Source organism: Streptomyces sp. PKU-EA00015 (assembly GCF_013387495.1).
In the GTDB taxonomy this organism is placed as follows: domain Bacteria; phylum Actinomycetota; class Actinomycetes; order Streptomycetales; family Streptomycetaceae; genus Streptomyces.
Genome location: NZ_JABZEE010000015.1, coordinates 80089 through 103429, shown reverse-complemented (window position 1 = coordinate 103429; position 23341 = coordinate 80089). Strand labels below are relative to the sequence as shown.

Annotated in this window: 19 protein-coding genes and 1 pseudogene; 4 read left to right on the top strand and 16 right to left on the bottom strand. The window is 72.4% G+C overall.

Annotation, left to right across the window (positions count from 1 at the left end):
• Window positions 1–35 precede the first annotated feature (35 nt).
• The 8 genes from HW130_RS13725 to HW130_RS13690 all read right to left on the bottom strand — a co-directional run bounded on the left by HW130_RS13725 (window position 36) and on the right by HW130_RS13690 (window position 10778).
• Entirely contained in the window at window positions 36–620 is a 585-nt protein-coding gene (locus tag HW130_RS13725) for an O-methyltransferase (protein ID WP_177149819.1), read from the bottom strand.
• A 100-nt stretch (window positions 621–720) separates the two neighbouring features.
• Window positions 721–1518, bottom strand: a complete 798-nt coding sequence (locus tag HW130_RS13720) for an SDR family oxidoreductase (RefSeq protein WP_177149818.1) — start codon at window positions 1516–1518, stop codon at window positions 721–723.
• A complete protein-coding gene (locus HW130_RS13715; protein WP_177149817.1) occupies window positions 1515–3644 on the bottom strand; it encodes an acetate--CoA ligase family protein in 2130 nt (709 codons plus the stop codon). Before HW130_RS13715 ends, HW130_RS13720 begins: the two co-directional genes overlap by 4 nt.
• Window positions 3641–4822, bottom strand: a complete 1182-nt coding sequence (locus tag HW130_RS13710) for a glutamate dehydrogenase (RefSeq protein ID WP_177149816.1) — start codon at window positions 4820–4822, stop codon at window positions 3641–3643. The genes HW130_RS13715 and HW130_RS13710 overlap by 4 nt, the downstream gene beginning before the upstream one ends.
• Window positions 4819–6420 carry a thiamine pyrophosphate-binding protein gene (locus HW130_RS13705; protein ID WP_177149815.1) on the bottom strand — a complete coding sequence of 534 codons (1602 nt, stop codon included), beginning with the start codon at window positions 6418–6420 and terminating at the stop codon, window positions 4819–4821. The genes HW130_RS13710 and HW130_RS13705 overlap by 4 nt, the downstream gene beginning before the upstream one ends.
• Window positions 6420–7577: an acyl-CoA dehydrogenase family protein gene (locus HW130_RS13700; RefSeq protein ID WP_177149814.1), complete on the bottom strand. Its 1158-nt coding sequence runs from the start codon at window positions 7575–7577 to the stop codon at window positions 6420–6422. Before HW130_RS13700 ends, HW130_RS13705 begins: the two co-directional genes overlap by 1 nt.
• 224 nt (window positions 7578–7801) lie before the next feature.
• Window positions 7802–8992: an MFS transporter gene (locus tag HW130_RS13695; RefSeq protein ID WP_177149813.1), complete on the bottom strand. Its 1191-nt coding sequence runs from the start codon at window positions 8990–8992 to the stop codon at window positions 7802–7804.
• Window positions 8993–9080: 88 nt separating this feature from the next.
• Entirely contained in the window at window positions 9081–10778 is a 1698-nt protein-coding gene (locus HW130_RS13690; RefSeq protein WP_177149812.1) for a multicopper oxidase family protein, read from the bottom strand.
• 265 nt (window positions 10779–11043) lie between these two features.
• Between HW130_RS13690 and HW130_RS13685 the strand changes: the two genes are divergently transcribed.
• Window positions 11044–11202, top strand: a complete 159-nt coding sequence (locus HW130_RS13685) for a hypothetical protein (protein ID WP_177149811.1) — start codon at window positions 11044–11046, stop codon at window positions 11200–11202.
• Between the two features lie 100 nt (window positions 11203–11302).
• Here the strand turns inward: HW130_RS13685 and HW130_RS13680 are convergent, their stop codons facing one another.
• The 7 genes and pseudogenes from HW130_RS13680 to HW130_RS13650 form a co-directional block, all read right to left on the bottom strand.
• Entirely contained in the window at window positions 11303–11944 is a 642-nt protein-coding gene (locus tag HW130_RS13680) for a hypothetical protein (RefSeq protein ID WP_177149810.1), read from the bottom strand.
• On the bottom strand, window positions 11941–12291 hold the full coding sequence (locus HW130_RS13675; RefSeq protein ID WP_177149809.1) for a hypothetical protein: 351 nt from the start codon (window positions 12289–12291) through the stop codon (window positions 11941–11943). Before HW130_RS13675 ends, HW130_RS13680 begins: the two co-directional genes overlap by 4 nt.
• 66 nt (window positions 12292–12357) lie before the next feature.
• A pseudogene (locus tag HW130_RS13670) lies at window positions 12358–12534 on the bottom strand (zinc ribbon domain-containing protein); the annotation flags it as partial.
• 544 nt (window positions 12535–13078) lie between these two features.
• The gene (locus tag HW130_RS13665) at window positions 13079–13708 is read right to left on the bottom strand and encodes a hypothetical protein (protein WP_177149808.1); all 630 of its coding nucleotides are present in this window, start codon (window positions 13706–13708) and stop codon (window positions 13079–13081) included.
• Window positions 13709–13794: 86 nt separating this feature from the next.
• Window positions 13795–14148: a hypothetical protein gene (locus HW130_RS13660; RefSeq protein ID WP_177149807.1), complete on the bottom strand. Its 354-nt coding sequence runs from the start codon at window positions 14146–14148 to the stop codon at window positions 13795–13797.
• Window positions 14145–14783 (bottom strand): hypothetical protein, encoded by a 639-nt coding sequence (locus HW130_RS13655; RefSeq protein ID WP_177149806.1) that lies wholly within the window; start codon window positions 14781–14783, stop codon window positions 14145–14147. Before HW130_RS13655 ends, HW130_RS13660 begins: the two co-directional genes overlap by 4 nt.
• Before the next feature lie 345 nt (window positions 14784–15128).
• A complete protein-coding gene (locus HW130_RS13650; RefSeq protein ID WP_177149805.1) occupies window positions 15129–15686 on the bottom strand; it encodes a DUF3291 domain-containing protein in 558 nt (185 codons plus the stop codon).
• An 829-nt stretch (window positions 15687–16515) separates the two neighbouring features.
• Between HW130_RS13650 and HW130_RS13645 the strand changes: the two genes are divergently transcribed.
• The 3 genes from HW130_RS13645 (at window position 16516) to HW130_RS13635 (ending at window position 22063) form a co-directional block, all read left to right on the top strand.
• Window positions 16516–19905 carry a CHAT domain-containing protein gene (locus tag HW130_RS13645; protein ID WP_177149804.1) on the top strand — a complete coding sequence of 1130 codons (3390 nt, stop codon included), beginning with the start codon at window positions 16516–16518 and terminating at the stop codon, window positions 19903–19905.
• Window positions 19906–20031: 126 nt separating this feature from the next.
• Window positions 20032–20838: an alpha/beta fold hydrolase gene (locus HW130_RS13640; protein ID WP_177149803.1), complete on the top strand. Its 807-nt coding sequence runs from the start codon at window positions 20032–20034 to the stop codon at window positions 20836–20838.
• Window positions 20839–21172: 334 nt separating this feature from the next.
• Window positions 21173–22063 (top strand): DMT family transporter, encoded by an 891-nt coding sequence (locus tag HW130_RS13635; protein WP_177149802.1) that lies wholly within the window; start codon window positions 21173–21175, stop codon window positions 22061–22063.
• Between the two features lie 7 nt (window positions 22064–22070).
• Here the strand turns inward: HW130_RS13635 and HW130_RS13630 are convergent, their stop codons facing one another.
• Complete coding sequence (locus HW130_RS13630) at window positions 22071–23189, bottom strand: AI-2E family transporter (protein WP_177149801.1); 1119 nt, start codon at window positions 23187–23189, stop codon at window positions 22071–22073.
• Window positions 23190–23341: the final 152 nt, after the last annotated feature.

The following is a 23341-nucleotide window of genomic DNA, read 5'->3' as shown; positions in this document are numbered from 1 at the left end:
ACGACAGAGGGGGCGGCCCGAGGCCGCCCCCTTCGTCACCTTCCCGGCTGCAGGCGGCGTGCCGCCACAACCGCTGAACTGGCGGGTGTGGTGAGTATTTCCGTGGCGTCCAGGGCTGTATGGGCGAGGTAGAACAGGCGGAGCTCATCCACTTCGCCGCCGAAACGAGGCGGCCAGTCGGGCGATGGGGTGAAGTCGTCCAGGATGAGCAGGCCACCGGGAGCAAGCAGCTCGACCACCCGCTCGGGGTCGTCACGCTTGCCTCCACCGTCGCAGAAGAAGACGTCGAAAGGGGCGTGCTGCTCAAGCAGCCGCCAGTCCCCGGTGAGGACGCTGACGCGGTCGTCGTCCGCGAAGACACCAGCCGCTCGACGGGCCAGCTCCTCGTCACGTTCGACGGTGATCAGGCGCGCACCGGCACCGAGCCCACTGTGCAGCCAGGCGGTACCCACGCCCGAGCCGGTGCCGCTCTCCGCAATGACTCCGTGGGGTTTCGCAGCAGCGGCCAGGCCGAGCAATCTGCCCACCTCAGGGAGGCAACTCTTCTTGAAACCCACCTCGGAGGCGACACGCTCAGCGGCCACCACGCGAGGCGGAACCGTACGCTCTGCCATGATCATGAATCCCCCTTCACCGTGGACATGACGCTATCCGCCGGCAGAGGCGTCCGCACGGAGCTTCGCCCGTAACCGGACCCAGCAGTCCGTTCCCGTCAAAGCATCAGGCGCCCGTGCGTCCGTACACCTGCTTGCCCAGCCACTGGCCGCCGTCCACCGTCAGGCACTCGCCCGTCACGTACGACGCCCCCTCGCCCAGCAGGAACAGCGACGCGTCCGCGATCTCCGCGGGCTCGGCGAACCGGCCCGCCGGAACCGTGGCCAGGACCTCCTCGCGCGCCTCGGGGGTGGCCCACAGGGCCGCGCCGGCGCCTGCCGTCTCCGTCGGGCCCGGGGCTATGCAGTTCAGCCGGATGCCCAGCGGGGCGAGTTCCACCGCGAGGGTCCGGGTCATGGCCAGGACACCGGCCTTCGCGGCGGCCGAGTGGACGGTCCCCGGATGCCCGTGCCAGGCGTAGGCGGCGATCACCGACAGGACGGATCCGCCCGTGCCCTGCTCGCGCAGCCTGCGGGCGACCGCCCGGGTGCAGTAGTACGAGCCGTTCAAGACGATGTCCACGACCGCCCGCCAGCCGCCCGGGGAGAGGTCGATGCCCGGCACGACGAAGTTGCCGGCCGCGTTGTTGACCAGGCCGTCCAGCCGGCCGAAGCGCTCCACCGCCGAACTCACCAGCGCGTCCACGGCCTCGGGGTCCCGTACGTCCGTCGGCACCGCGAGGGCCTCGCCGCCGGTCTTCTCGACCAGGGCGACCGTCTCCTTGAGCCGCTCCCGGGTACGGCCCGCGACGGCTACCCGCGCGCCCTGCGCACTCAGCGCGAGCGCTATCGCGCGGCCGATGCCGCTGCCGCCGCCGGTCACGATGTAGGTACGGTCCGCGAAGCGGCCGGATTCCGAGGTCATGCCAACACTCCATGGGCGTCGAGGGCGACCGCGCCGCCCGGGTGGACGAGCAGTGGATTGACTTCGAGCTCGGTGAGCTCGGGGTGTTCGGCCGCGGCTCGCGCCAGTGCGCACAGCGCGTCCGCGGCGGCGTCGAGATCGACGGCGGGGGCGCCGCGCCAGCCGGTGAGCAGGGGTGCGTGGCGCAGCGAGAGCAGCAGGTCGCGGGCCCGTCCCGGGGTGAGGGGGGCGAGGGCGAGCGCGGTGTCGGCGAGCAGCTCGGCGGTGAGCCCGCCGAGACCGACCACGGCGACGGGCCCGAACGCCGGGTCGCGCCGGACCCCCGCGATGAGTTCGACGGAGTGCGGGTGGGCGACCATCTCCTCGACCGCGTACCGAGTGGCCCCGGTGGAGTCACGCATCCGGGCGAAGGCGGTGCGCAGCGCGGTCTCGTCGGCGATGCCCAGGGCCACCCCGCCCGCCTCGGTCTTGTGGGCCAGGCCCATCGCCTTGAGGGCGAGCGGGTATCCGGTGCGGCGGGCGGCGGTGGCCGCCTCGTCGGCGGTGGTGACGAACTCGGCGGCGGGGAAGGCGAGTCCGCGGGATCCGAGGAGCGTACGGACGGTCTCGTAGTCCCCGGTGGGGAGGGGGTCCGGGGCGGGGGGCGGCAGCCGGGGTGGCGCCTGCTGTGTCGTCCGGTCCTGCCGTGCCGCTTGGGCCAGGGCGGTCGCGGCCTGCTCGATGCGCTCGTAGACCGGTACGCCGTGCTCCCGGAGCACCGTCAGGGCCGGGGTGTCCCTGGCCATGGTGTGGACGACGAGCAGCCGGCCGGACTGCCGTGCGGACTCCCCCAGCTGCCGGGCGACCTCGCACTCCTGGCGGGCCTGGTCCGGGTTGGCGGTGGCGTAGTCGCCGAAGTAGCCGGTGAGGACGGTGGCGTCGGTGTCCCCTCCGTCGAGCAGCGCCCGCGTGATGCGGGCGTAGTTGCGGAGGTCGGCCTCCCCGGCGCCCGCGAGGTCGACGGGGTTGCCGCATCCGCTCCGGCCGGGGAGGTGCCGGGCGACGGCTGCGCGGGTGGCTTCGCCCAGTACGGGGACGTGGAGCCCGCGCGCGGTCAGCGTGTCGGCGGCCAGCGCGCCCTGGCCCCCGCTGTCTCCGACGACGGCGACGCGCAGGGCTGGTCGTCCGCGGGTCTGCGAAGGGGCTCCGCCGGCCGGGGCCGGTGACGACGGCCCACCGGCCCCGGCGTCACGGACGGCGCGCGTCCTGGCGTGCCCGATGCGGCGGCCCGCCGCTGTCAGGAGCACCGCAGTGTCCGCGAGTTCGCCCGCCGACTCCAGCAGCAGCGCCCCCGTGTCGCGGCACACCGCCTCCACGACCGCCCGGGCGCTCACCAGCGCTCCCGTGTGGGAGGCCGCCGCGCGCCCGGATGCCTCGCTGCGGCCGAGCGACAGCAGCAGGACGGATTTCCCTGCCGTGTGGGCGGTGGCCAGGGTGCGGGCCAGGCGGCGCCCGTCCCGGAAGTCCTCCACATAAGCGGCGACGACCCGTGTCGCGTCGTGCGCGATCAGTGCGTCCAGCGCGTCCGCCGCGTCGATGTCGCGCTGGTTGCCGAGCGAGACGAAACGGGAGAAGCCCTGTCCGGCGCGTGCGAGGAGTCGGCCGATCTCGAGCGCGAGGTTGCCGCTCTGGGACACGAGCCCCACCGCACCCGCCGGGAAGTCGCCCCAGCTGAGCCTCAGTTCGGTGGTGGTGTCGACGACGCCCATGCAGTTCGGGCCGAGCAGCCGACCTCCGTGGGCGGTGACGAGGGCGGCGAGTTCGCGTTCCTCTTCGGGGCCTGTCCCGCCGGACGTGATCACGGTGAAGCACCGCGCGCCCGCCCTGAGTCCCTCGACGACGACGGGCCTTACCTGCTGCGGCGGCACCGCCACCACGACCTGCTCGGGGACGGTCGGCAGGCAGTCGAGGCCGGGCAGGAAGGGCACGCCGTCGAGCCCGCCGCCCCGCTGGTTGACCAGGTGGACGGTGCGCCGGGCACGTCCGGCGAGGGCGCCGGACGCCAGCCAGTAGCCCCATTTGGCGGGGTTGGCGGATGCTCCGACGACGGCGACGGAGCGCGGGTCGAAGAGGGCGTCCAGGCTCATGCGTACCAGCCGAGGCGTTCGGCGATGACGGGCAGCCGGTCCGCCACGACCTCGTGTGCCGCGGCGCGCGGGCTGGTCCCGTCCCGCTCGGCCCGCGTCAGCACCTGCTCGACCAGGGCGCGCATGGAGCGCCGGATGTGGGCGAACGCCTCGTCCGCGTCGGCGCCGATGTCGCCGAAGAGCGTCCACCACCACCAGGCGTTGGTGGCGGAGTTGACGACCACGTCGGGCAGGACGGTGATCCCGCGCGCCGACAGCAGGTCCTCGGCGGCCGGCAGCACCGGCATGTTGGCGGCCTCGACGATCCAGCGGGCCGTGATCCGCGCCTGGTTGGCCGTGTCGACCGCGTACGAGACGGCGGCCGGGACCAGCACCTCGGCGTCCGCGGACAGCCAGGCGTCGCCGGGCAGTTCGGCGTCGCCCGGTCGCAGGGCGGTGCGGTCCACGGTCCCGTACGTGTCGCGCGCGGCCAGCAGCGCCTCCACGTCCAGGCCCTCCGGGTTGGCGATCGTTCCCTTGACGTCCGCCACGGCGACCACCGTCAGCCCGGCCCGTGCCAGGAAACGGGCGGTCGCCCCGCCCATCGTCCCGAAGCCCTGGACACAGACGCGGGTGCCCTCGTGGGAGACACCGGCGCGGTCCAGCGCCGTCAGCACCGACTCGGCGACCCCGCAGCCGCCCGCCAGCTCGTCGAGCCCGATGCCGTCCACCTCCACCGCGAAGGCGTCCGCGAGCCGGCGCCGTGCCGCGGCCTCGTCGTCGAGCAGCGGGTAGACGGCCTGGACGGAGGAGACCAGACCGGCCTCGGCCGCCGCCCTGTCGACAATGTCCTGGGTGAGGCCGAGGTCCTCGCCCGTGGTCCAGAAGCGCTCGATGTACGGGCGCACCGCCCGCAGATAGCGCACCAGCACCCCGTACGCCTCGGGGTCGCGCGGGTCGCAGTCGATGCCGCCCTTGGCCCCGCCGAGCGGGATGTACCGGTTCCGGGGGTCGTAGTGGAGGGCCTCCTTCATCGTCATGCCCCGGGCCAGCCCGGTGACCTCGTCGAGGGTGCAGCCCTCGCGCATGCGCAGCCCGCCGCTGGACACGCCGCGTACGAGCCGGTCGATCACCAGATGGCCCTGGCGGCCGGTGACATGGTCCGTCCAGGTGAGGGAGATGAGAGGGGTGGTCGTCATCGGGGGCTCTCCTCGGGAACGGTGACGATGGTGGGTCTGGGGGTGTCCAGCGCGTCGGCCAGGGCGTCGGCGAGCTCCTTTGGCGAGCGGACCGCCGTGCCGTGGCCGCCGTAGGCGCGGGCGAGCGCGGGCAGGTCGACGGGCGGCAGGTCGACTGCCGTGGGGCTGTCCCCGCGGGCCGCCATCTCCTCGCGGATCTCGCCGTAGCCGCCGTTGTCGAAGACCACGACGGGCAGCGGCAGTCCGAGCTGGGCGGCGGTGGCGAGTTCCTGCACGGAGAACTGCAGACCTCCGTCGCCGCTGAGCGCGACGACCTGCCGCTCGGGGCATGCGGTCTTCGCGCCGATCGCGGCGGGCAGGGCGTAGCCGAGGGTGCCGAAACCGGTGGGGTGCAGGTAGCGGCCTTCGGGGCCGATGGGGAGATGGGGCAGGGCTCCGTAGTAACAGCACTGGGCGCTGTCGGAGGTGATGACGGCGTCCTCGGCGAGGACGCGGCGCATGGCCCGGAGGTACGGCGCCCAGCGCGCGTCCCGGGTGCGGGTCTCGTCGTCACGCGCGGCGCGCAGCGCGGTGACGCCGGCGGGTTCGGCGCCCTGTCGCGGCCCTCGCTCGCGGTACGCGGCGAGCAGTGCGTCCAGCAGGGGGCGCGCGTCGCCCACCAGGGCCACGTCCGCCGGGAGCCCCGCGTACATCTGGGCGGGGTCGACGTCGACGCGGATCAGAGTGCCCGTCAGGGCCGGCAGTGGGCCCCAGACGTCGGACTCGGCCAGCTCCGTGCCGACGGCGAGGACCACGTCACGGTCCGCGAGCCACTTCTGCACGGCCGGGCTGTGCAGCGACACGCCCAGCGACAGCGGGTGGCGTTCGTCCACCACGCCCTTGCCGTTGGCGGTGGTCACCACCGGCGCCCCGAGTTCCTCGGCGATGGCCAGGCAGGCGGCGGCCGCCGCCCGTGCTCCTCCGCCGAGGACCAGCACCGGACGGCGCGACCCGCGCAGGGCGTCCGCCGCCTCCCGCACCGCCGCCTCGTCCGGCGCCGGTGGCGCGACGGGCGGCGCGAGCCGTGTCGCGCCCACCGGCTGCGCGGTCTCCAGCAGGTCCAGCGGCACCTCGATGTGCGCCGGGCGTGGCCGCTCCCCGCGGAACAGCGTGAAGGCACGGGCCACGGCCGCACCGATCTCGTCGACGGACGCCACCCGGTGGCTGAAGGCCGCGACGCCCCGCAACGCCTGCGTCTGGCTGCGCATTTCGTGCAGGAGGCCGGTGGACTGCCGGGGGTGCCGCAGCGGCATGCCGGGCGAGACGACGAGCAGGGGCACGCTGTCGGAGTAGGCCTGGCCCACCGCCGCCGCGATGTTGAGCAGTGCGGGCCCGGTGGTGGTGATCGCGGTACCGGGCCGGCCGCTCACCCGGGCGTACGCGTCGGCCGCGTATCCCGCGCCCTGCTCATGACGGGTGTTCACATGTTGGATGCCGTACGGCTGGAGGTGCCGGTAGAGCTCCAGGTTGTGGGTGCCGGGGATGCCGAAGGCCTGGGTGACGCCGTGTGCGGCCAGAGCGCGGGCGAGGGCCTCGCCGCCGGTGAGGGCCGGGGTCATCACAGGCCCCTCGAGATCACGAGCCGCATGATGTCCGAGGTGCCCTCCTCGATCTCCTCCAGCCTGGCGTCCCGCATCCACTGCTCCACCGGGTACTCGCGCGAGTAGCCCCAGCCGCCCAGCGTCTGCACCGCTGCCCAGGTGCAGTACGCGGCCGTCTCCGAGGCCGTCAGCTTGGCCATGGCGGCCTCGGTCGTCGCGGTCAGACCGGCGTCGAGGCGCTTGGCCGCGCGCCAGGTCATCAGCCGGGCCTGCTCGATGCGTGTCCGCATGTCGGCGAGCCGGAACGCCACCGCCTGGTGCTCGACGATCGGCTTGCCGAACTGCTGCCGGGTCCGGGCGTAGTCGCGGGCGTACTCGTACGCGGCCCTGGCCACGCCGGTCGCCGCCGCGCCCAGCACGGCGCGCGAGATGTCGAAGGTGCGCATGAGCCCGTGGAAGCCCTGCCCGTCTCGGCCGAGGCGGTTCTCCTCGGGCACGAAGGCGTCGGCGAAGAAGATCTCCCGGCAGACGATGGCGCGCTGGCCCATCTTCCGCATCGGCTCGCCGAAGGTGACCCCGGTGGTGTCCTTGCCGAGGAGGAAGGCGGTGACGCCCCGGGAGCGCTGCGCCGGGTCCGTCTTGGCGAAGACGACGTACTGCTCGGCCTCCCCCGCGTTGGAGATCCAGGCCTTCTGGCCGTTGAGCAGGTATCCCCCGTCCGTGCGGGTCGCTGTTGTCACGATCGACGCGGCGTCGGAGCCCGCGCCGGGCTCGGTGGTGGCCAGGGCGGTCATCGGGGTGTCGGGGCCGGTCAGCGGGGTGAGCCAGGTCCGCTTCTGCTCCTCGGTGCCGAGTGCGAGCAGCGGGTCGGCGAAGAAACCGTTGGAGCAGAGCAGATTGCCGATGCCGAGGTCGCCGACGCACAGCTCCTCCTGCACCAGGCACTGGGTGAAGACGTCCGTGAATCCGCCGCCTCCGTACTCCTCGGGAAGCATGAAGCCGGTGATGCCGACCTTCGCGGCCTTGCGCCACAGGTCCCAGGGCGTCTCGACATCGGCCTCGTCCACGGAGCGCGCCCGCGGGCGGATCTCCTCGAGGGCGAAGGCACGGGTGAGCTCGACGATGCCACGCTGCTCGGGGGTGAACGGAACCAGCTCGGTGGGGAGGTCGGACATGGTGCCTCCAGGTACGGCAACGACAGATACTGACTGAACCATCAGTCAGTATCTGGATGCCTGTGCGGCGCTGTCAACGCACTGGTGCCACGCCTTCGGGGAGGTCGTCGACACCGCGCCCCGAGCGCCGGGACCGCCGTGGGCGCCGGCCCGGCGTGTCCACGCCGAGAGTCAGGGCGACGCCGTTCGCGCCCGTACCAGGACGGGTGCCCCGTCCGGGGTCCTCACGTTCGCGCCCGTACCGGACGCCGCAGCAGGTAGGCGGCCGCGGTCGTCACCAGGGCGGCCATGCAGGCGATGAAGACGAGCCCCGCACCCTCCAGGCCGATCGGGCCCACCAGTACCCCGACACCGATCACCGGCACCGAGATACCGGCGTACGCCACCACGAACAGGGTCGAGACCACAGACGCGCGACGGTCCGGGGGTGACGCCTCGGCCACCGCGGACAGCGCCCCACGAAAGGTCAGCCCCTGCCCGACGCCACCGACGAGCGCGCTCAGCACCACCAACAGCAGAAGGTCCCAGCGCAACGCTCCCGCCAGCAGCGCCAGCCCGGCGAAGAGCCCTGCGCAGCCCAGCGGCAGCGATCGCGTCACGCCGGCCCGACCGACCGCCAGTTGCCCCGCGGTCGATGCGAAGAAGGCGAGCGCGACGACCAGCCCGCTCACGGCGTGGTCGTGCACGTCCAGGGACTGCGCGAGGAACGCCGGGCTGACCGACGTGAACACCCCGAACAGCGCGAAGCCCACGAACGAGGCGGTCGCCGCCGGCCCGAACACCGCCCGCACCTGCGGGGGCAGGCCGGGCCGCTGCGGCCGTACGGTGGCCGGCGACCGCCGTACGGCCACGGTCTCCGGCAGCCGGAGCAGGACGGCGGCCGACACGGCCACCAGTGCGAGGTGTACGGCGAACGGCAGGTACAGGGGCCACGAGGCGTGCTGCGCGAGCACTCCGGCGAGCAGTGGGCCGCATCCCAGCCCGCCCATGTTGGCGGCGGTCGCCACGAACGTGGCCCGGGAAGCGCCGCCCGCGGGCGCCAGCTCCAGCACGTACACCGTGGCGGCGCCGGTGAACAGACCGGCGGACAGTCCCGACAACAGCCGCCCCGCATACAGCCAGCCCAGCCCGGTGGCACACAGGAAGCAGACGGCGCTCGCCGCCGCGCATCCCAGGCCGGCCAGCAGGACCGGCCGCCTGCCCACGGTGTCCGAGGCGTTGCCCGCCAGCAGCAGCGCACCGATGACCCCGAAGGCGTACACGGCGTACACGACGGTCACGGTCAGCTCGTCGAACCCGAACTTCGCCTGGTAGAGGGAGTAGAGCGGGGTCGGCAGCGTGGTGCCGGCCATGCACACCGCGAACACCGCTCCGCCGAGCAGACATTGGCGCCACCCAGCGCGATCACCGTCCATGCCGCCGACGGTAACCCGCGAACCGCCCGGGCAGGGGCGCGGCGTGCCCGACGCGCCTCTGCCGCGTTCCGGGCCGCCGGCGTAGGGATCAGGCGTCGTAGGCGATGGTGGTCATCATCCCGGATTCCGAGTGGTAGAGGTTGTGGCAGTGGAGCATCCACTGGCCGGGGTTGTCGGCGTCGAAGTCGAGGACGAGCTTGTTGTGGGGCAGGACGGTGGCGGTGTCCTTGCGGGCGCCGTTGGAGTCGATGCCGGCGAGGGCGTAGGTGTGGCCGTGGAGATGGACCGGGTGCCACATGTCGGTCGCGTTGATGACCACGAGCCGTACGCGTTCGCCGTGTTCGACGCGGTGGACGCTGTCGGGTGTGTAGGGGCGGTGGTCGGTCCCCCAGTCGTAGTCCTTCATGTCGCCGGTGAAGGTGACTCTGACGATGCGGTCGGGCCTGCGCCGGTCGAGTGCGACGGATTCGTGGGGCTTGAGCCGGCGGGCCGAAGGGAGGACGGCTCGCCTCAGTTCGGCGGGGCGGGCGTCGGGGCCGGGCAGCGCGCCGCCGGCTGTGCGCAGGACGGCCATGGCGGCGCCGTTCTTGCCCTCGGCCAGTGCGGTGAGCGGGAAGACGCCGTCCTTCGCGGTGATCAGCACGTCGTACCGTTCGCCCATGCCGATGAGCAGGGCGTCGGTCCGGTGGTGGCGTACGGGGAAGCCGTCGCTGTGGGTGATCGTCATCCGGTGGCCGCCGAGTGCCACGCGGAACGGTGTCTCGGCACCCGCGTTGATCAGACGCAGCCGGATCCGGTCGCCGGGCCTGGCCCTGAACTGGGTCGGATCGTCGGGCGTGCGTCCGTTGATCAGATAGTGCGGGTAGGCCACATCGCCCGCGTGGCCGCCGAGCAGGGGGCTGTGGGCGCCCGTCATCAGCCGGTTGGGGCGTCTCGTCGGCCTCGGTGAGGGCGACGCGTCGTGCTGCTCCGGCCCATGGGCCCCGGGCGGCCCGTACCCGGCCGCGACTCCTCCGGAGGGTTTCGGCCGCACGGGCCGGTCACCGCCGTCGTGCCCGCGGTGTGCGGAGCCGTGGCCCATGGCGGGCTTGCCCTTGCGGAGCTGGTCGAAGACGTCCTCGGAAGTGGAGCCGTCGACCCCGTCGAGCCAGTCGTCCAACAGGACGATCCATTCCGCGTCGTACTCGAGGGGCTCGTTGGGATCGTCCACGATCAGCGGCGCGTACATGCCCCGGTCGACCTGGAGGCCCAGGTGCGGATGGAACCAGTACGTCCCGGGGTGCGGCGTCCGGAAGCGGTAGGTGAACTCTCCGCCCGCTCTGATCGGCGGCTGTGTCACGTCGGGCACGCCGTCCATGTCGTTGCGCAGGGCGATGCCGTGCCAGTGCACCGTGGTGGGTTCGGGCAGATGGTTGGCGAGCGTCAGCTCGAGCATGTCGCCGGCGGCGATCCGCACCTCCTCGCCGGGCAGTTCGCCGTTGTAGACGGAGGTCCTGACGGTGCGTCCGCCGCCGATCTCGACCGTGGCCGGCGTCGCCGTGAAGGTGCGGTGGCGGAGCTTCCCTTCGGGACTGGGTGTCCAGGTGGGCGGGACCTTCTTGCCGTCCCCCGGGACGTAACCTCCGGCGCCTGGACCGGGGGCTTCCTTTCCGACACCGCCTGCTCGGCCGGCGTCGCCGCCCGAGCAGGCGGCCAGCAGTGCGGATCCGGCTGCCGCGATCCCGGCACCGAGAACGGCACGCCGCGTGCGAGGGGTTGGACGGGTGTGATCCTGCTGCCTGTACATGGTCCTCCGGTCGGTCTGCACCTTGCACATACCGCCCCGACGAGGGGCGCGCCGCGGGGCTGGGCCTGACGCGGCACGATCCAGCATGGAGCACGATGACCGGAAAATTGCTTATGTGGCTGCCTGTCGCGTATGTCGACACCGAGGCGCCTCACCCGCTGTCCGACCGGCGGTGTGCGCGCACAGACCCACAGCGGTGAAGCGGCGAGAGTCCTGCGGCAGCTCTCCACGGTGCCCAACACGGCGTCGTGCGAGGCTGTGCGGCATGAGCGTCGAACCGAGCGAGTACGTGAAGCGGTTGCCGATCGGGGAACGGATCCCCTTCCCCGCGGAGGGCATCCGGTTCCCCGAAGACGTCTGGCACGAGAGCAACCGCCGGATCGCTCAAGCCATGGCGAACGGCGACGGCACCGCGCACGTCTGACCCCGCCCGCGCGCACGGCGGTCGGCCACCTGCTGGACTCGGCCGCCGCCGGACCGCCTTCCTCGGCTCCGCACGAGCCGCGAGCGCCGCCCCGCCCGTCTCATGGGCAGGTGAGGGTCACCGACATGTTCCGGACCGCCGTGAGCGCGACGACCGTGGGACGGGCCTGGCCCTTGACCGCGATGCGCAGCCGGCCACCGTCCGCCGACAGCAGGGTGCCGCACGTGGTCTCCTCGCCGTGGGTCACCTTCACCGAACCACGCTGTGCGCTGGGCGCCCACCACGTGAGCGCCGTGCCGGTGAACAGCAGCGCCAGGGCCACGGCGACCGCCCGCCGCGCAAGGGTGAGCCGCCGGGCGGACCGCATCGCGGTGGCGACCTCGAAGCCGTCGAGGGATCCGTGGTCGCGGTGGATGTCGGCCAGGGTGACCGCCAGCGGCCGGGTACCGGCCTGAGCGGCCAGAGCCTGCCACAGGCCGACCACGGCCAGCGCCAGCCCGCCGCCGACGAGCAGGGTGACCGCCGCCCGCCAGGCCGTCGTCATGTCGGCGGTGGTGGCCGGGCCCTTGACCACGAGGGCCGCGCCGAGAAGCGTGATGAAGGCGGCCAGCCCGTTGCGCCAGGCCTCGGCCGCCGCGCGTACGCCGGGCAGCGACGAACGCACCAGCTCCCGGAAACGGTCGCGTTCGGCGAGGTCCGTGGCCGAAGGAGGGCGCTGCGGCAGGCGTGGCCTGAGCGTCATTCGGTGACCAGCTCGATCCGGAAGCTGGCGCCGCAGCCCGCGGTCCCCTCCGGCGCGTCGTCGTGCGCCGAGCCGCAGCCGCAGGTGACGTCGAGGACGACGGCCGCCGGGACGACGCCCCCGTGCTCCTGCCGGTCGGGCCCGGAGAGCCCGGCCAGCGCGACCAGGACCTGACGGTCGGTGAAGTGGTGCCCGCACCGCGGACAGGGCCCGCTCACCACGTATCCGGGGACGTCGCCCGCGCCGTGCCGGGACACCGTCAGCTGCTGCGACTCCAGGAGCCGGAAGGCGCGTTCGGTCCACTCGAAGTCTGCCGTGGCGAGATAGGGGGACGCTGCGTCGGACATGGCCACACTCTATTGAAACCTCCCCTCCCTGAAGGGAGGGGATTATTAGCTCACTTCGCCTGGCACCTAGCAGGCGGCAGGGCTTACAAGATCAGCACTAGCCGGGTTGAGACCAGCCCGGACGAGCATCACGCGGGCGGAGTTCTTGTCTCGTGGCGAGACGGCTCCGCACGCGGTGCACGTATACGTTCTCTCGGAGAGGGGGAGTGCGTGCTTGGCTCTCGCTCCGCACTGCGCCTGATCCCCACGCTGCATCAAGGCAACCCGCCGCCGAGCCCGCTGAAGCCTCCGCCACAGCTTGTAACAGAGCGACACCGGCGCACGGAAGCGTGATCGACTTCACGGAGATCTTGACAGAGCCCGAGAACCGACACACCTGGACACGAGATGGGGAGGCGTCGGCGGCGCGTCATGTTCGATGTTCATGAGGAACAACACCTCCCGGCGCGCCCCGCCGTCGCATGGCCTCGCCTCGGCAAGCCGGGATGAGACCTCAACGGGCTCTGCGTGGTGTTCCGACTCCCATCACCCGTTCGGCTCGGTGTCGTTGGTCGCGATGTTGCTGTCGTCCGGGGCCTGGGGTGGGTTGTGACCTCGATCGAGCGGACCGCGTATCCTCGCGTGCCTGACGCACAAGGCGAGGATGCTGGTCCGTGACGACCTGGCGACGATGTTCTGCAACGGGTGGCCACGAAGATCAAGAAGGCCAAGGCCGAGCTGGAGAGATCCGGCTCGCTGAGGAGGAGATCGTGGAGGCCGGAGCACGGCCGGTGTTGCCACGCGGCGGTCAACGAAGCGATCTGCTCCGCGAGGCCTGCGTCGCTGCCGTCTCCGCCAGGACGATCCCCGAGGCCCAGCCGCCAGCTGTCTCGACGTCGTCCAGGGATACTCCCGTCGCTGCGGCGATAGCGCGCTGCGCGAGATCGTTGTACCCACGGTCGGCGATCTCCGTGGAGATGCCTTGGCCATCGGGGAGGAACCCGGCCGCGGTGAGTACAGCCGAGACGGGCGGGCTCATCTCGCCCCATCGGATCCCGCTGTCGAGCGCCATGCCGCCCCACCTGTCGTCGAGGTCCGCGTACAGCAGCTCAAGACGGTTGGGATTCTTGAAGACAGTCATCGCCGGATACTCGGCGCTGCACAACTCAAGGAGAACGGACCGTTCGGCTCCCACGAATCCCGTGTAGCCGCTGGTCTCGATGATGATGCTCCAGTCAGGGTGCACGCGGCCGGCGACGAGAAGAACACCGTCTTCAGCAAGGCCTTCGTCCTCTTCCTCGCGGAGCGCATCGAGCGGGTTCTCGATGGGGCGGATGGAGACCGCTTCCATAGCCTGCAGCGCCTCGAGCGGGGACAGCTTGGTGAACGTGAAGGACCAGCCGCCGAAGTAGCCATCGAGGGTCTGCATCAGGTCCACGAGGCCTCCGGCGAGAACGGGAACGGCGCTCCTCGATGTCCGAGGAGCGCCGTCATCATACTTTCCCGGTGTGACAGTCCTGTGGGCTAGAAGTCCACGATCTGCACGTAGTACCGGTCGTTGCTGTTGGCCGGGTCTGGGAGGGTGTCATCCCACGCGAGGATGCGGTGGTTACGCACGTAGTTCATCAGCGTGTTTCCGGCAGACCGGTTCTGGCTGAGGTCGACGGGATACATCGAAGTCCTTGTAGGCTTGGCTTGGGCTTCCTTAACGCTGTCCGCGGCCTGCTTGTAGGCGTCGGCGAGCGTCATGGGCTTGCCGCTCTGCCGGTTCGCATCGGCAGGGCGCTTGCTGGTCTGTTGCGGCTTTTCGAGCGGCTTGTTCGCCTTGACGCGGTCGCGTGCCTTGTCGATCTGCTCCTGGGTCAGGTCGACCGTCATGGTGATTTACGGCGGCGGCCTGGCAGGCGCCTGCGGCGTACTGCCACCAGAAGCGGGCGCCGTCGTCGGTGTCGGTGAGCTGCAGGACGCAGGCGAGGATCATGGCGTCGCTGCGGGGTTCGGGGAGGCTGTTCGGTGACGAAGTCGGCGACGTCGTCGGCGGGGGTGTGGGTTACGAGGGTTTCGCACAGGGCACGCAGGTCTTCGGCGGCTGCGGTGGAGGTGCTGCTCTTCGCGGACGTGTCGCTGGTGGCCATTGGGTCGGGGGAAGCGGTGTAGGACGGCGGGACGATGTCCTGGGGCACTGTGCGGTCCCGGACCTGCAGGCGCTTGGTGTCGGTGGTCAGGTGCCGCAGGGCGACGGTGTCGAAGGCGGCTGCGCCGAACTCGGGCCGGCCGTCGATGTGCGGGGTGCGGGTCATGACAGTGGTGCGCAGGGTGTCCCAGGCGAAGCGCCGGATGTCGGGGCCGGCGAGGGGCTCGTTCCAGCGCAGCCAGAGGAGGTCGAAGGTGTTGGAGACTGCCGTGTTGCGCTGGTCGTCGTCGAGGAAGACCTGCGCATAGTGGCGGTAGTCGTTCTCCACCATCTCGCGGAACGCGCGGTGCTCCAGGGGCGGTATTTGAGACGTGGTCACCGAGGCCTTGTCGCCGGATCGTTCGATCCAGTCGCTGGACTTCTGGGCCTCGGACGCCGCTTGCCGCCATAGCCGGTACAGGGGCCAGCCGGGCAGCTTTAGCGTGACGGACAGGTTGAGGATGATCTCCCATCGCGGTAGAGCCCGGTTCGTCGCAGCAGCTCGGAGAGCTTCGACTTGGCGAGCGGGACCCTGGTGCTGAGGTCGCTAAGTGGTCGGCTCCGTAGATACTTCGGGGTTGACTGTGGAGCCTGTGTTGTGTGTGGTGCCGGGGTCAGATGATGGGGTCGGTGAGGTATTCAATCGAGGCGTTTGACAGCGAACCCAGTCGTTCAGGCTTCCTTGTCAGCGAACCTGGTCGCTCTTCGGCCCGATGCCTTTGATCCTGGTCGGAGCTCCCTCTGGGGCGAACGAGTGGTGGAAGGTGAAGGCGTGCGGCGCGGAGCCGTGGTCGTGGAGGTGCTCCAGCCTGGAAACCCCGTCCTGCCAGGTGGGTATCACGCCGTCGGAGACCCACCAGAACACGTAACTCGGGTGTCCTGTCCTCTCGAACCAGTCGTAACGCCTGTTCAGCGCCTCACGGTGCAGACCGGTGTAGATGGCGTCGAAGGCGGAGCGCAGGTCGGTCCAGAGTGAGAGGGTCGCGTCCAGGGCGGTGGTTTCCACCGTACGGCCCTTGCCGTACCAGGTCGGTACGGCGAACTCTCCCCATGCACCCCAGTCCAAGTCGAAGTGTGTGCCCCGGTCGCCGTCCGCCGCTTCAGCACGAGCGAGGTACCCGGGGTGCTGGCTGATCTTCCGGTAGATGGCCTCGCCGCTGTCGTGGAGTTCGCGCGTGAGAGGTGCGGGATCGGCGAGAGGCGACTTCAGGACGCCGAATGTGTACAGCGCAAGATGGGGCATGTGTCTCTCCCTGGTTGGGGGTGCCTGGTGTGGACCCGGTTCGGTGGCTTACGCATGGGGGCGACGATTCGTGGGGCGTGACCAACTCATTCCGTCGCGGGTGGCTCAGCCTGAAGGAACTCCTGTGCGACCGTGGGCGATCGCCGAAGACCAGGTGAAGGTAGCTGCCTCTGCGGGCCATGTCGAAGTTGCGTTTTCCCTGTCCAAGTGGCCTCTTGCACCGGTCATTGCGGGGGCTGGGGCGATGACGGGCGGGGCAGGCTGCGAGGTACCAGTGATCCACTTCGGCCGATCGGTTCGCCCGCCATGCCCGTCCGCACCCCCTGTCCGATAGCCCCGAGTGCCGCCGAACACGTGCGGTTGAAGAAGATGGCCTACGGCCACAAGACCGAGCACCGGCTGCGGGTGCGTGCACAGGTGGTGCTGCACGCCGCGCGTGGACGCTCCAGCGCATGCATCGCCCGGGAGACGGGGCTGCATTTGGACACGTGCGCCGCTGGCGTGGCCGGTTCGCCCAGGCGGGCCTGCCCGGGCTCAAAGACCGTCAACGGTGCGGGTGCCGGGCGTGCCCCGTCCCCGTCTCGACTGTCACTGCGGTCGGCATGATCCGAACCTAACAGCCCCTACTGACAACGGAAGAAAGTGCACGTCAGAAGAGATACTCAGAGAACTCCGCCGCTTCGCGGCTCCGGTCCGAGGACCCATTCCTCCCCGCGCGAAGGGCTGAGCCTTTTCGGAGAAACCCGGTGGGAGGGGGCCCGCCCTGGAATGCTGATCGGGTTGTCTCCCGGGGCAGTTGGGGCCCTTCGGGCGGCCGGGGGGAGCACCGATGGATGGACACGACGAGGCGGCCGGATGGCGGTCGGCAGTGCGAGGAGCGGAGCTGGACCGCCAGGGCCGTACGGCGGAGGCCCGGCAGGCGTTCCTCGAGGCGACGGCATACGGCGACGCCAACGGCCCGTACAACCTGGGGCTGTTGGCGGAACGGGCCGGTCGCATCGACGAGGCACGCGCCTGGTACGCCCGCGCGCACGACGCGGGGCATCCGGAGGCGGCCAACAATCTCGGCGTCCTGCTGTACAACGCGGGCGACCCCGCGGCCGAAGGCTGGTTCGCGACCGCCGCGGCGGCGGGGCACGCGCAGGCGGCCGCCAATCTGAAACGGCTCCGCTTCCGGCCGGGTGCAGACGGCCCCGTCGAGGACCCCGTGGTGCTGCGAGCGCTCGCCGTCGCGGCGTTCCGGGCGTTCGAGCTGACCGGTGACGACGCCGCTCTCGTACGGACGGTGAACGTCCACCGGGAAGCCGTCCGGGCCGCGCCTCCAGGGCATCCGCTGCGTGGAACGCTCCAGGGTGAGCTGCGGGACCTCCTCGGACACCGGTACGACCTGCGGGGGCACATGGCCGACCTCGAGGAGGCGGCGGCGGTCGCGGTGACCGTGTGGTCGGACCTCCCGCCCGACCACCCCGACCGCTTCGGCGCGGCCCGCCCGGCCGTCGCCCTGCTGCGCCGCCGCTTCGAGGTCACCGGCGAGGCGGCATGGGGCAAGGAGGCTGTCGGCATCGGGCGGGAGACGCTGGAGCGCCCCGGTGCCGGGGCCCGCGAGCGGGCGGAGCTCGAATCGGCCCTGTGCGCCGTTCTGTCGACCCTGGCCCACTTCCGCGCGGACACGGAGACCGGAGCGGGTTCGGAGGCGGAGACCGGCGCGGACTCGGACACGGAGACCGGGGCGGAGTGGGACGCGGGCCGGATCCTGGACGAGGCGGTCGCATGGGGACGCGCCGCGGTCGAGCGCTTCCCTGACGTCGTCGGGCGGATCAACTGCGGAGTGGCCCTGCTGGTGCGCGGCGGACGCCGCGGGAGCGTGGAAGACCTGGACGCCGCCGTCGTCCTGCTGCGCACCGCGTACGCCGAGGCCGACGAGCCACAGCACCGGATCGCCGCGGCCACGAACCTCGCCACCGCACTGCGAGGGCGCGCCGACCTGACCGGTCGCGGCGCCGACGCACAGGCGGCCCGGGAAGCGGCGCGAGCAGCGCAGCGGGCACAGGAGGAACAGCAGACGCAGGCGCCCCTCGTCGCCGGCCGGGCGGAGGCGCTGGTGCAGTCCGCGTACACGGTGGAGGGGGACGGCACGTCGGCCGCCGTCAGGCGTGCGCTCTCGGCGCTGCCCGAGGGCCACACCGCGCAGTCGGTGCTTCTGCTGCGCCTGGCCGCCGCGCTGCTGGAGGACGAGGACCGGGACGGCGCCGTGCAGGCGGCTCGGCGGGCGGTGGCCGCCGCAGAGGGCACCGGTCCGGTGGTGGAGGCGCAGCGCACGCTCGGCCGGCTGCTCCTCGGTACGGAGGAGGACGACGACCGCCGGGACGCGGCCGTGGCGGAGGCGGTGGAGGCGTTCACCGCGGCGGCCGCCCTCTGCGACGAGTCGGCCATGGTCTACGCCGAGGTCATGACGGGACTGGCGGGCGCGCTGATCGCCCGGTGTCTGCCGGCCGAGGCCGCGCGGGACGGGGCGCAGGGCGGAGCCCAAGGGGAGGCGACAGGGGGCGAAAAGGGTGCCGCGCCCGACCGCGTGGCCGCGCTCGCGGCGGTCCGCGCCGCGGCGGGAGCGCCGGGGTCGCCGGTCCGGGACCGTCTTGTCGCCGCCCGCATCTGGGCGGGTGTCGCGTGGGAGGGCGGGGACGTCGCCGACGCGCTGGCAGGGGCGCGGGCCGGTGTGGCGCTGCTCCAGGAGTTCGGCTGGGCGGGCCTCGACCGCGAGGACCAGCAGCAGGGTCTGCGCGACGGGGCAGCCCTGCCCCGGGACGCGGCCGCCATCGCGATCGCGGCCGGCCGTCCGGAGGTGGCGGTGGAACTGCTGGAGCAGGGACGTTCGGTCATCTGGCGGGGCACCTTGCACCTGCGCGCGGATCTCGACCGCCTCGCCGCTCGGGACACGGCTCTGGCGGCCGGGCTGGCAGAGGTCCGTGACGCCCTGACGGACGGCGGCCACCTGGACGCCGAGGAACGTATGCGGCTGGTGCTGCGCTGGCGGCGGCTGGTGGACCGCGTGCGCGACCTGCCGGGGTTCGAGCGCTTCCTCGCCCCGCCGCGGTTCGCCGAACTCGCCGCCGCCGCCGCGGGCGGTCCGGTGGTCGTCGTCAACATCAGCGCGATCCGATGCGACGCGATCGTCGTGCTCCCCGGCGGCAGGGTGGAGGTGGTGCCGCTCACCGGGATCGACCTGGCGGAGACGGACCGCGTCGCCAACACCTACCTCGCACACCTCTCCAAGGCGGCCTCCTCGGGCGGACTGGCCCGGGAACGCGCGCGGCACACGGTGCACGACACCCTGGAGTGGCTGTGGGAACGGATCGCCCGCCCGGTGCTCGACCGGTTGGGCCTGCCGTACAAGACGACGTCGCCGCCGCGCCTGTGGTGGTGCCCGACGGCCTCTTTGGTGGTCCTGCCGCTGCACGCGGCCGGAAGGTACCCCCGTTCGCTCCACGACCGGACCGAGCCGGCCGGCCTGCCGTACGCCGTCGTGTCGTCGTACACGAGCACACTGTCCGCCCTCGCCGAGGCCGCCGGCGGCCGCCGCGGCCCCGACGCGGGCAGCGGCCGGTGGCGGGCGCGCGTACGGCGTTCCCGCGCCACTGGGCTGCTCGCCGTGGGCCTGTCCGACACCCGCCGGGGGCACACCGTCCTGCCCGACGTGGCCGAGGAGTTGCGGGCGGTGCGTGAGGCGGCCGGCCGGCGGGTGAAGGTGCTGAGCGGCGACGCCGCCACGGTACGGGCCGTGCGTGAACAGCTGCCCCGCCACGCGTGGGTGCACTTCGCCTGTCACGGGACCCTCGACATGACCGCCCCCACCACCTCGGGGCTCTGTCTGCGCGACGGGGACATGAACGTGGCCGACTTCTCCGGGCTGCGCCTGGACGACGCCGAGCTGGCGTTCGTGTCCGCCTGCCACACGCGCCTCGGCAGCGGCCTGCTGCCGGACGAGGCGATCCACACCGCTGCCGCCCTGCGCACCGCGGGGTTCCGGCACGTGGTGGCCGCGCTCTGGTCGGTCCCTGACCGCGTGGCACCGGTCGTCGCTGCGGCGTTCTACCGGCACCTGGCCGACACGGACGCTGCCGGCGCGGCGGTGGCCCTGCACCGGGCGGTCGCCGTCCTGCGTGAGACCCACCCGACCGACCCGGCCCTGTGGGCACCGTTCGTCCACGACGGCCCCTGACGCGGGTACGCCCGGCGCCTCCGCGTGACAGCAGGCGGGCCGGGGTGAGGCACGCGCGCCCCGTACGCCTGTGGTCCGCAAGTCGACTCGGTGGCGGGCGCCCGGCGGGCAGGTCAGGCTGGTCGCATGGGCGGACACACGACGAGGGAGGGCCGCTTCAGACATCGCCGGGCCGAGCTGGTCTACGACGATGCCGGTGAGGGCCCTCTCGCCGTGTACGCGCACGGCGGTTTCGTGAGTCAGGCGGCCGAGGACCGGATGGGCCTCTTCGACTGGGCGCCGGTCGTGAAGGCGGGGCATCGTCTCGTCCGCTACGACGCCCGGGGCCACGGTCGGTCGACCGGCGATCCCGTGGACTGCGACTACACCTATCGGTCGCTCGCCGACGATCTGCTGGCGCTGCTCGACCACCTGGACGCCTCGGAGCCTGCCGTCGCCATGGGGGCGTCGATGGGATGCGGCACCGTGCTGCACGCCGCCGTGCGTGCGCCCAGCCGGTTCTCCCGGCTGGTTCTGCTCATCCCGCCGACGGCCTGGACGACGCGCACGGCGCATGCGCGGGCGAATCGGGAATCCGCGGACGCTGTCGAACGGGAGGGACGGGACGCCTGGCTCGCCACCAGGGCGCGGCAACCTCGCCCGGCCGTCGTGGCCGACGTTCCGCAGCTGCCGCCGACGCCCGCCGAGCGGCTGCTGCCCGCCATCCTGCGCGGCCTGGCAGCGTCCGATCTGCCCGCCCCCACGGAAATCGCCACGCTGCGTCAGCCGGTCCTGGTCCTCGGCTGGGCGGATGACCCGGGGCACCCCTTGTCCACCGCGGAAACCCTGGCGCATGTCCTGCCGCGCGCCGAACTCCACGTGTCCCGAACACGCGCCGACATCCGCACGTGGGGAAGCCGCATCGCCGGGTACCTGAGCCGGCCTCTGCCATAGCCGGCCCGAGGGTGCGGCAGCCGCACGCTCTGCTCGGGCCGAAGAACCCTTGGCGGCAGACGCGCAACGCGGCCTCGCCGAGGGGCGACCGTGCCCGCAGCCACAGGCGCCGCGCCACGGCGAGCATGCGGGCGACAGAGCGTCCGCCGGGCTCCTTGAGATTCCCGGACGGCTGGATCAGGGCGGCGGCCACGGGGGTACCGCGGCCCGGCTCGGATCGCGGGCGCGGCCCGACGGTGGGCACCATGGCAGGAAGCGGGCCGGGTCCGTGAGGCCGACGGCGTGCCGCGGTCACCGCAGCCCGCCCTCCCGTCGACTGCCGGAGGCCGACCACGTGCACACCCTGCTGCCGGTGCTCTTCGCGCTCGGCGCGGCGCTCAGCAACGCGTTCGCCACCGTGCTGCAGCGCAAGGCGGCTCTCGACGTACCGCGTTCGCAGGGTCTCCGCGCCGGTCTCATGCTGGATCTGCTGCGCCGGCCCGTCTGGCTGGCCGGCATGGCCGCCGTCGTCGTCGCGGGCGTCTGCCAGGCGGTGGCGCTGGGGACCGGGCCGCTGACGATCGTTCAGCCGCTCTTCGTCCTCGAACTGCCGCTCGCCCTGATCCTGGCGACCTGGCTGCTGCACGGAAGCCTGCCGCGCGGCGGGTGGGTGGCGCTGGCCGCTGTCGTCGTGGGTCTCGGCATCGCTCTCGGTGCCGCCTCGCCGTCGGGCAACCGCACCGATGTGCCGGCGGAGCGCTGGGCCGTCGCACTCCCGGTGTGCGCCGCGGTGGTCCTCGCGCTCGCCGCAGCGGCCCTGCGCCGGCCGGAGGGCCGCGCCCGCGCGGCCTGTCTCGGCACGGCCACCGCTGTCAGTTACGCCGTCACCGCGGCCCTGATGAAGGAGGCGGTGCACATCCTGGACGACCACGGCCTCGGCGCGTTCCTCACGGCCTGGCAGACCTACGCCTTCGCGGCCACCGGAGTGGCCGCGATCTTCCTGCTCGAGCACGCGATGCAGGCGGGCCCGCTGGTCGCCTCCCAGCCCGCGCTCACCCTCGGCGACGCCGCCGTGAGCCTGTGTCTCGGCATCCTCCTCTTCGAGGAACACGTCCGCACCGGCTGGTGGCTGCTGCCGGAGGCGGCGGGGGTGGCGCTGGTGGTGGCCGGTGTCCTGGCCCTGGCCAGGATGCCGCTGGCCAGGGCCTTGGCCGCCTCCGACGAGCGGGGTGCGGCGGTGCCCTGAGCGCCGGTCAGCCGCTCCCGCCGGACAGGCGCGCGGTCCGGAGCGCCTGACGGACCGACCAGACCACGGCCACCAGGGGCACCGCGACGACCGCGCCCACCACACCGGCGGCGACAGCCCCGCCGACGACCGACAGCGCGACGACCAGGGGATGCAGCCGGACGGCCCAGCTCATCACGATCGGGTGCAGCAGATGCCCCTCGATCTGGCCGATGACGACGATCAGGGCGACGACGGCGGCCGCGATCAGCGGGCCCTTGGCCGCGAGCGCGACCACCGCGGCGACCGCGAGGGCGATGGGCGAACCGACGAGGGGGATGAACGCGGCGAAGAACTCCAGCAGGGCAAGCGGCAGCGCGAGTGGCACCCCGAGCACGAAGAGGGCGACTCCCACCAGGATCGCGTTGGTGGCCGCCACCAGCAGGATGCCGTGGGTGTATCCGGTGAACGTCCGCCAGGCGGCCCGGCCCGCCACCATCGCGTGATCCCGGGCGGCGGCCGGCAACTGGTCGCAGAACCACCCCCACTGGCGGTCGCCGGAGTTGATGAAGAAGACCGAGCAGAACAGTGCGAGGGCGAGCACGGTCAGCACCTCGACCAGGCGTCCGGCGCCGCTCAGCGCTTCGCTGACGACGGTGGACCGGTGGCTGGACAGCAGCTGGCCGATGCGGGACTGGATGTCGCCGAGGGCCTCCGGGGCGACGCGGAACGGAGGCCGTTCCAGCCAGTTCTCGATCCTCTCGATGCCGTCGCGGAACTCCCGTACGAGCGTGGTCCGCTCCCCCGAGACCACCTCGCCGACCAGCGCCAGCACACCCAGCACGAGCAGGATGCTGCCCAGCACCGAGCCGGCGACGGCGAGCGGACGCGGCAGGAGGCGTGCGGCCAGATCGGCCACCGGCCGGAGCACAGCGGTGAGGACGAGGCCCAGGAACACGGCCGCGGCGATCTCGTGGAACCGCCCGAGCAGTGCGAAGACACCGTAGACGGCGGCGGCCACCACGAGGATCCGCCAGGCGTACGCGGCGGCCGTCCGCAGCGCGTCCGGCACGCGTGACGTCTGTGCGGCGGGCGGCGCACCGGAAGGGCGCTCCTGGGGGTCCGACGACCTGGGGGCCATGCACATGCGCGTACCACCGGACGCGTCGCGCACCACGTGTTCGGTGCATTGTTCGCCCGAAGGCACCCGGCAGAAGGGGCCGGCGCCCGGCATCGGCAGCAGGCCCTCCGCTCCGCCTGCGCCGGGGCATGCTCCGAAGAAGAAGGTCCGCGTGACGC